The 8,772-nt window shown below is 39.2% G+C and carries 6 protein-coding genes; 3 read left to right on the top strand and 3 right to left on the bottom strand.

The features are described from left to right. Nucleotides 1-351: 351 nt before the first annotated feature. The 3 genes from ACEW8O_RS20880 to ACEW8O_RS20870 all read left to right on the top strand — a co-directional run bounded on the left by ACEW8O_RS20880 (nucleotide 352) and on the right by ACEW8O_RS20870 (nucleotide 5,129). The gene (locus ACEW8O_RS20880; RefSeq protein ID WP_373496565.1) at nucleotides 352-1,377 is read left to right on the top strand and encodes a LacI family DNA-binding transcriptional regulator; all 1,026 of its coding nucleotides are present in this window, start codon (nucleotides 352-354) and stop codon (nucleotides 1,375-1,377) included. 18 nt (nucleotides 1,378-1,395) lie between these two features. Then, the gene (locus tag ACEW8O_RS20875; protein WP_373496564.1) at nucleotides 1,396-3,537 is read left to right on the top strand and encodes an alpha-glucuronidase family glycosyl hydrolase; all 2,142 of its coding nucleotides are present in this window, start codon (nucleotides 1,396-1,398) and stop codon (nucleotides 3,535-3,537) included. Between the two features lie 464 nt (nucleotides 3,538-4,001). Further along, nucleotides 4,002-5,129 carry an endo-1,4-beta-xylanase gene (locus ACEW8O_RS20870; protein WP_373496563.1) on the top strand — a complete coding sequence of 376 codons (1,128 nt, stop codon included), beginning with the start codon at nucleotides 4,002-4,004 and terminating at the stop codon, nucleotides 5,127-5,129. 360 nt (nucleotides 5,130-5,489) lie between these two features. On the opposite strand, the gene ACEW8O_RS20865 is transcribed toward ACEW8O_RS20870, so the two are convergent. From ACEW8O_RS20865 to ACEW8O_RS20855, 3 genes are all read right to left on the bottom strand, one after another. Continuing rightward, a complete protein-coding gene (locus ACEW8O_RS20865) occupies nucleotides 5,490-5,846 on the bottom strand; it encodes a hypothetical protein (protein ID WP_373496562.1) in 357 nt (118 codons plus the stop codon). Nucleotides 5,847-6,385: 539 nt separating this feature from the next. Then, nucleotides 6,386-8,182, bottom strand: a complete 1,797-nt coding sequence (locus ACEW8O_RS20860) for a M56 family metallopeptidase (protein WP_373496561.1) — start codon at nucleotides 8,180-8,182, stop codon at nucleotides 6,386-6,388. Beyond that, nucleotides 8,179-8,550, bottom strand: a complete 372-nt coding sequence (locus ACEW8O_RS20855) for a BlaI/MecI/CopY family transcriptional regulator (protein ID WP_373496560.1) — start codon at nucleotides 8,548-8,550, stop codon at nucleotides 8,179-8,181. The genes ACEW8O_RS20860 and ACEW8O_RS20855 overlap by 4 nt, the downstream gene beginning before the upstream one ends. Nucleotides 8,551-8,772 lie beyond the last annotated feature (222 nt).

Below are 8,772 nucleotides of genomic sequence, written 5' to 3'. Positions count from 1 at the left end.
GTATTCATTATAAAATCAAAATAAAAGTTACTCAGCAACCGATTTCATAAAAATAGTTTTGAAACAGTAGAAAAATCATATAGTTTTGAATTACTTTAAAATGGTTATACGCTTCTTTGCCAGTAACCCAATATTCTACTTCAAACAGTTTGGAATCCCGATAGCTATCGGGACGATGTCGGAAGTCCGATGTACGGGACATTTAAGTTTCCTGGCGAGAATTATATTGAATTACCATTTTACTGGCATCATTGCGTACCAAGGATTCTTACTCTCCCCTAAAGAAACAAATCCAAATTGGATTTTGAGTAATTTCAGAAAAGTCCTAAAAAACCTGTCTTTAAAATATTCATGGAGAAAGAAATCACCATTTATGATATAGCCAAGGATGTTGGAGTTTCACCTACGACAGTCAGCAGAGCACTCAATAACCATCCTGCTGTAAAGGAAAAAACGAAAAAGAAAATCTTTGATGCTGTGCATAAAATGGGATATCAGTCCAATGTTTTTGCGACCAATCTCAGAACAAGAAGAACAAATAATATAGGTGTAATTGTCCCAAGACTGAATTCCAGCTTCCAATCCTCAGTCATAGCGGGGATGGAAAAAGCAGCCAACGAAGGCGGGCTCAACCTGATTATCAGCCAATCTCTTGAATCATTTGAAAAAGAAAAGGCAAATGCCAACACCATGTTCAATAGCCGGGTGGACGGGCTTTTGGTATCTTTGGCAAGCGGTACTGAAAATATTGATCACTACACTCCATTTCTAAAAAAAGGAATTCCATTGCTGTTTTATGATAGGATTGCCGAGAATTCCGGCTGTACCGGGATAGTAATTGACAATATTCAGGCAGCTCAAAAGGCCACAGACCATTTATTGGAACAAGGGTGTAAAAGGATTGTCCATGTCTTGGGCAACATCAATATCAATGTCTATGCCGACAGATTAAAAGGTTATAAATATGCTCTTTTAGAAAATGACATCACTTTTGACCCTTCTCTGATAATCCATTCAGATCTAAATGAAGAGGCCGGTGAAGAAATTGTCAGGAAAATTATGAAAATGAACCCCTTGCCTGATGGCCTTTTTGTTTCCAACGATGTCTGTGCGGCAAGTTGCATCAGGCATCTGAAATTGGAAGGAATCCGGATACCTGAGGACATGGCCGTGGTCGGATTTAACAATGAAGTGATTTCCCGTTTGGTTGAACCTAACATCACTACAGTCGATTATCCCGGCTATGAAATGGGTGAATTAGCCATGAAAAACCTGATCAAATATCTGGAAAACCCGAAAGAGGGGATGTTGGAAAAAACCAATAAGATCACCTTAAGGTCAGACCTGATCATCAGGGATTCTTCCAAAAGGAAATAAGTCAGTAAATCCAAAACAATGAAAATTACATCTCTCAGCCTATTGTTCCTATTTGTCACCTGTATAGCCACCGCTAATGATGGGTATAAACTTTGGCTACAATATTTTCCATTTGAAAATCAAGCAGTTTCTGATTATTACAGAGACTATCTGGAAAACATCAATATTGTCGGCACATCACCTACCATCGATGTCATTCAAAAAGAACTGGAAATAGCTGCATCGGGTTTTTTGAACAATAACGTCAAACCATCATTCAAACATTCGGGAGATTCCAACATTTGCTGGATCGGAAAGGCTGATGATTTGCCTGCAGATCTCAAAAGTAACTTTGGTCAAAAACTGAATGAAATTGGAAAGGAAGGATATTGGTTGAAATATCATCTTGGTAGGGTCATTATTACAGCCAATTCCGATATCGGATTGCTTTATGGGACATTTGCCTTTCTGAAATCCATTCAGGCAAGGGAACAACTGGAGCGTCTCGATGTATTGGACAATCCCAAAATAGAAAGAAGAATATTAAACCATTGGGACAACCTAAACAGAACGGTAGAAAGAGGATATGCAGGATTCAGTATCTGGAACTGGCACAGGCTTCCCCGTCATATCGATCAGCAATACCATGATTATGCCCGTGCCAATGCCTCCATTGGGATCAATGGCACAGCAGTCACCAATGTAAATGCCAATGCCCTTGTTCTGACACCGGAATACCTTGCCAAAGCCCGGGCATTGGCGGATGTTTTTCGTCCTTATGGTATCAAACTGTATCTGACGGCAAGGTTTTCTTCACCAATGGAAATCGGTGGATTAAGGACCGCGGATCCATTAGACCCGGAAGTTCAGGAATGGTGGAAAGAAAAGACGAAAGAGATTTACAGCTACATTCCGGATTTTGGAGGGTATTTGGTCAAGGCCGATTCAGAAGGACAACCGGGACCGCACAATTATGGCAGGACCCAGGCCGAAGGCGCCAATGTTTTGGCCGATGCGGTCGCTCCTTTTGGAGGTATTGTGATGTGGAGGGCATTTGTGTACAGTGAAAAAACCCCTGACGACAGGCACAAACAAGCATACAACGAATTCAAACCTATTGATGGTAAATTCAGGGACAATGTCATTGTTCAGGTAAAAAACGGAGCCATTGATTTTCAGCCGAGGGAGCCTTTTCATCCTTTGTTTGGAGCCATGCCCGAAACCCCATTGATGATGGAATTCCAGATCACCCAGGAATATCTTGGACATGATACCCATTTGGCTTTTTTGGCCCCGATGTATGAAGAGGTTCTTCAATCGGATACCTATGCAAAGGGTAAAGGATCAACCGTAAGTAAGGTCATTGACGGCAGTCTGCATAACTATTCCCTGACAGCTATGGCCGGAGTGGCCAATATTGGTACAGACAGGAATTGGACAGGACATCATTTTCATCAGGCCAACTGGTTTGCATTCTGCAAATTTGCCTGGAATCCAAATGCCAGATCGGAAGATATTGCTGAGGAGTGGTTGAAGCTGACTTTTACTACTGACAAGGCTTTTACAGAACCGATCAAAAAGATGATGCTTTCATCCCATGAAATGGTGGTCAATTATATGACTCCTCTTGGACTTCACCATATCATGGCCAGAAGCCATCACTACGGGCCAGGGCCTTGGGTAACGGGAGGAGGCAGAGATGACTGGACGGCAACTTATTATCATAAAGCCTCGGAAAAAGGCGTTGGGTTTGACAGGACTGCAACAGGCAGCAATGCCTTGGGGCAATATGCCCCGGAAATCCAAAAACAATGGGGAAATTTAAAGTCCGTTCCTGAAAAATACTTGCTTTGGTTCCACCATCTTCCTTGGAATTATAAGCTGTCTTCAGGCAATACCTTATGGAACGGGATTGCACTCCATTATCAGAAAGGCGTAGAAGAGTCCAGGGAAAATATTGAGACCTGGACAAAAATGTCTGACTATGTGGATGAAGAGCGCTTCAAACATGTCCTTTCTTTCTTACAAATACAGTCCGAAGAGGCTGTTTGGTGGCGGGATGCCTGCCTATTGTATTTTGGTCAGTTTTCCAAGATGCCTTTACCGGCAGGAGTAGAAAAGCCTGCCTATGACCTGGGCTATTATATGAAGTTGAATCCGAAGTTTGTACCGGGGATTTGAAGGGAGACGGAAGTTGATTTGCCAGATGACCGATGACCGATGTTAGGGTCTTTTGAGGGAAAAGGTTAGAGAAAAGAAAGGAAGGGCCTGACGACAGGGAAGATGGGTAAAGTAGTGCTCCATCCTTCTGAGTCCCTAATTTTTTTTTCAAAAACATCCAGAAAAGAAACGACATATTGGATTATTCATTATCAATAGGAATCAGCCCATTCACAAGTTAATGCTAAGGAGTATTGGGCTTTAGCCAAAATAGAAAGCTAGGATTTAAGGAAAGGTATTTAGTTCGGCTAAATCCAGGGGAGATTAGGATTCTTATTTCCCTCCAGCTAAAGCAGGAGGGAATTGATTCTAAAAGGTAACTTTTGTTGCTACAGGGATTAAGGTCACGGCTACTTCTTCGATTATGCATGGATAACGAGCTTTAAAAATATCTGAAATTGAAAACAAACCTGAAAAATATAACCATGAATAAAAACCTATTAACACTTGTAACGATAGCCTTTGCGACACTGTGTTTCATCAGTTGCACTCCGGCTCCGGAAGAACCCAAAACATTAAAAGAAGCCTATAAAGACGCTTTCCTTATCGGTGCTGCACTCAATAATAGACAGGTCAATGGTCGGGATTCTTTGGCTTTGCCAGTTTTAGAAAAACACTTCAACAGTATCACCGGGGAAAACCTGTTGAAATGGGGACCGATCCATCCTGAACCGGACAAGTATAATTTTGAACCTGCTGATCAATTTGTGGAGATCGGGGAAAAGATCGGGGCATTCATTGTCGGTCATACCCTGGTTTGGCATAACCAAACTCCAAATTGGGTATTTGAAGATGAAGAAGGTAATCTCCTTGAAAAAGATGATCTTTTAAAACGAATGGAAGACCATATCCAAACAGTAGCCGGAAGATACAAAGGACGGGTACATGGTTGGGATGTTGTCAATGAGGCGATTATGGATAACGGTGAATACAGGGCTTCAAAATGGTATAATGCTTCTGGAAAGGACTTTCTTAAGAGGGCTTTTATCAAAGCCAATGAAGTAGATCCTGATGCGGAATTGTATTACAATGACTACAATATGTGGAAGCCTGCTAAAAGGAATACTGCCATAGAATTAGCAAAGGAACTAAAAGCAGAAGGAATTCGAATTGACGGCATTGGCATGCAAGGGCATTATGGCCTTGAGTCACCTACTTTGGATCAAATTGAAGCTTCGATTGTGGCAATAGCGGATGCAGGATTTAAAGTAATGTTTACAGAATTGGACATTGATGTATTGCCCAACCCGGTCAACAGATTCGGTGCAGACATTGATTCAACTTTTGTATTTGAAGAAAAATACAATCCATATAAAGATGGGCTTCCTACTGACATTCAGGATAAATTAGCAAAGCGATATGGTGAACTGTTCGGCCTGTTTCACAAGCATAAGGATCATATCACCCGAGTCACATTCTGGGGTATCCATGACGGGGGCAGTTGGTTGAACAATTGGCCTATGCGTGGTAGAACAGCATATCCTTTCCCTTTTGACAGAAATTACGGTGAAAAATCCGATGTACTAATGGAGATTATCAAAGTGGTGGATTAACCTAGGAATCAATTTCCTATATGACAAAAACTCCTCCAATATCAAATCCCTCAATATCGTCCGTTCCTCTGGAACTAACCTTACCTCACTATCTCTCCGACAACGGGTTGAAACCCGTTGCTAAAACATAGACCGCTCCTACGGAGCTTTAGAGTAAAATCTACCTCATGATCAACTGCAAACTTACAAATGCCGTAGGCATGAACCATATCTTAGCCCCCTGTTTCAACAGGGGGTTACACGAATGCGATTGTAACCCAAATGCCGTAGGCATGGCCGATATATTTGGTTAAGGGAATAAAGTGTAAGTATGTATTTCTCATATGTCTGGTTTTTTTATTAGAAAGTAGTGAAAGTATCTTATTCGTCTACATTTAAAATGGTAATCCATGGATAGCCTGGCCCTAAAGTTCTACATAGGCGCAATTCTCCATCTTTGGTCTTTCTTGCGGTAACCTTTAAAATCTTTCCAGGTTGATTGTATTTCATATCGAGATTATAAGCATAAAATCTCAGCCATTCTGATGTTCCTGCTATGGCATTAATTCGGCTTTGGTCATCCTGTTCAAAATCAATAACCAGTAGTGACCCGCAGTCGATCCCTTTGCCTACTACAGTTACCTCAAAAACTCCGATGTTGTTAGGTTCTTCGTCACGTGTACATCCTATTCCTGCCATCATTAAACATAATAGGATCAATAGAATTGATATTTTCATAATTTCAGGATTTTTGGTTAATGGAAATAGATCATAGTTTTGAATGAATTATTGATGAAAAGGTTATGAATAAAATTACTTCCTGTGATTTTTTGGCTAAAGCTTATAGTCGCAGCCTGTATATTCTTAATGAAACCGTACTATATTTCTATAGACGTAAAAAGACATAAAGAATGTCCTTTTTAGTATATACATTTTTTGCTGAATTTCTCCCTTTCAATTTATCGCAATACACCTTTGATATTCTTTAGCATATATACAATAGGATTAAAAAGGATTATCTTTACAACTAAAGTAATAAAAATATTAAAAATTATCCAAATAAAATCAGATTAAATATTTAGACAACTTCAATCCTAGATATAGGACAATCATATAAGAAGTATTTTATAAGGGTTATTTGAAATAAAGAAGTTTTGGCATTTTACTATTGGACTGATTATTACAACTTATTTTATGAACCACAAAAGGAACAAAAGGATACAAAAGATTCAAGAATTGGAATGTTTTCTTTTGTGTTCTTTTGTCTCTTTTGTGGTTCATTCAAATTTGGTTTTTGGATTCAAATCTGACCATCCAATCACCGTGGCTTTACTTCTATTGTCGCTTTTCTTGCTTCCGTTCTCCACGATTGGCACGAAGACACTTTTTCTTTCCCCATTAATCACAATAGAAATTGGGATATCTTTTTCAAGGTCAACTTTTAGAATAATATCCGACTGCCGATAGGATGATGGCGAAAAATTTAAAAATGCATCAAGAACCGAGGCTTCGAAATTTTCAGGTACAAAAGGTTCAATATCGGAGTTGATTGGATGACCAAACTTAAACATGTTTTTCATAAAATAGTAAGCCTCAGCTCTATCTCCATCCTCGAACTGGGCCACAATGATTTTGATCTCTTTTTTAGGTATGATGTATTTTCTGTGGTATTCCTCAGGGGTAGTCAATTTGACAATGTACGAAGGCTTTTTCAGGAATTTTTTGGGTGATGTTTCCCTTACCTCATGCAATACAAAATCCTTAGGGGTGTAACTGTCCAAAACAGAAATATCCTGCATTTCACCATCGATTTCCAATTCTACATTTTTGGTCTTTCTCCAATTTTCCCATATCTCTATTTTAATCTGCATAGTTGGAGGAGGGTTGTTGTATTGCATGGCCACTTGTACTTTGTCGGGAATCTTCTGTAATGCCAGCAACCTCGAGAAAGCGGCTTCCTCAAAGAAAGGGAATTCTGTCACCTCACCCCTTTCTTCTTCTGAAAGACCTTCATAAGCTTTTTGAAGGGCTTTTAAATTCAGTTTGGTTAGGTTCAACATGTAAGCTTGGTTCTCGTCAAATGCTGCTGCAATGATGGTTTCATATTCTTCCGGACCTGAATCCATAAATGGAATAGAAATGGCCAGGGAATTTTTAATGGGTGAAAGGGCAAAAATAATTCCTACAAACAAAACAAAACTAAGACTTTTCAACAAAGCGGATTTTAAAGGATCGGTTTTACTTCCCATTATTTTCAACCTTTTGGCAGTTACCGAGTAATTGAATGGACTGCATAGGGGGAAGTTGGGGTTGAAGTTTTGGACTTTCGAATACAGCAGCCATTGGTATGCAGTAATATCCCTGAAAGTCGTATTGACAGCTTCATCTGCCAAAAACTCATGGTTAAGTTGAATGGCTTTTCTGTACAGCAAAAGAATCGGATTGAACCAAAATATACACCTGAGAACTTCTACAGCCAGGATGTCCCAACTGTGTTTTTGTCGGATATGGGCCATTTCGTGGGCAATGATTTCATTTTCAATACCACTATTTTTATAGGTTGATTTGGACACAAAAAGATAATTCAGGAAAGTAAAGGGCAATGACTCCCCCTTCATAAGCACTATGGTATGGGTTGAAGTGAGGATTTGGGAATTCTCTTTTATCAATTTCCAAAAACCTCCCAATTGAAAACCAAATCGGAGTGTAAAAAACAAAAATCCCCCAACGTAAATAATTGCTATAGTCATTTTCCAATAATCAGGAGATGGAACCGGATCTTTTGCAACACCATATTCAAGTGTTGAACTTTTTGGTTCCTCAATAGCCGTGAGGGTTGAGGTTACAACAATTGATTGAGCTGATTCAAAATTATTCCAAATCTTAACTGAGTTGTCCTGAACGGTAGGGATGACTTTAGGAATGGAAATAAAAGGAACCAAAAAAGAAAAAACCAAAGCAAACAACAGGTAAAACCTATTGAACCTAAACGTGCTTTCTTTTGATAGCACAACGTGGTAAAGGGCCAATAACAAGACCAAGGAGAGCGTGGATTTGAGCAGAAACAATATCATGGCTTTTTGGATTTAATCTGGTTTTCGATTATTGATTTGAGGGATTCCAATTCCTTTTGAGAGAGATCTGTCTCTTGCGTGAAAAATGAAGCAAATTGAGCAGGTGAATCATTAAAAAAATTCTTGATCAGTCCATTCACTTTGTTGGAGAAATATTGGCATTTCTGAACTTCAGGATAATACTCCCGAGAATTTCCAAACACCTTATAGCTGACAGCGCCTTTGTCCGTCAACCTTTTCAACAATGTAGCAACAGTGGTTGGAGCTGGTTTTGGTTCGGGATAGGCCTCAAGCAGATCCTTCATAAATGCCGATCCTTTTTCCCATAAATAGTTCATCAGCTGCTCTTCTCCATTTGAAAGGTTCATGTTCTATATGATTAGATTCTATTCTACAAATATAGAAATGAAATATAATTTTCAAAACAAAAACAAAAAAATTTTAATCCCTTTGAATTTAACCTATTCAACGAAGAGCAGATCAAATTGGAAAAGCCTGACTATCTTTTCATTACCCGATAAATTATTCTTTAAATTCTTGGATTAATTGAATAAAATATTGATAATTAGATAAAATTGGAACTAATGAGA

Source organism: Aquiflexum sp., assembly GCF_041749095.1.
Lineage (GTDB): Bacteria > Bacteroidota > Bacteroidia > Cytophagales > Cyclobacteriaceae > Aquiflexum.
This window is presented reverse-complemented; position numbering and strand designations above follow the sequence as displayed.